This window comes from Escherichia sp. WS1265 (assembly GCF_046487585.1).
In the GTDB taxonomy this organism is placed as follows: domain Bacteria; phylum Pseudomonadota; class Gammaproteobacteria; order Enterobacterales; family Enterobacteriaceae; genus Escherichia; species Escherichia coli.
This window is the reverse complement of sequence record NZ_JBJQJE010000104.1, coordinates 1-550: the sequence shown is the minus strand read 5'-3', so window position 1 is coordinate 550 and position 550 is coordinate 1. Positions and strand designations below refer to the sequence as shown.

Here is a 550-nt window from a genome sequence, read left to right as displayed (position 1 = left end):
CTCTGGTCGGTACTTTTTTGCGCGTGCTCCTCATAAAAGAAGATGCCTTCCTCCGCCGCCATCCGGCACAGGAAATCGTAATCGGTTTCGCCGTACTGGACACAAAACTCACGGGAAGGATGCGGCTCGCTGAACAGCGGACTCCACTCGGTCACCCCGTTTTCTTTCAGGATCGTCGCGAGTATGCTTTCGATGTCCTCATTCTGGAAGATACGGAAGTTCTGGCGCAGCCCTGTGCGCCACAGCGGTGGGCACACCTTCATGCTGTACAGCATCTGGTTTTTGTCGTTCTCCCCCAGTTCAAACCAGGTCACCACACCTTTCACCCGGCGCTGTACGTCATCGCCCTGCCATACCGTCAGGTAGGCCATTTTGTCCAGCACCTGCGCAAATTCAAGGGAGAGAAACTGCTGGCTGACCAGAGAGAGATCGAGGGAAAAGAGCGAAGAGAGTGACTGGTTCAGATGAAAGGAGACCACCGCAAACGCGTCCGGTGGCAGGCCGTCCACTTCCAGCGTGAAACGTAATCCGGTTGACATAGCAACCTCCG

1 protein-coding gene is annotated in these 550 nt (G+C 55.6%); it reads right to left on the bottom strand.

The genetic code is table 11. The annotated features are described in order from the left end of the window. A partial coding sequence (gene vgrG / locus ACJHX3_RS25050; protein ID WP_021503204.1) for a type VI secretion system tip protein VgrG occupies window positions 1-539 on the bottom strand: 539 nt, incomplete at its 3' end. Window positions 540-550: the final 11 nt, after the last annotated feature.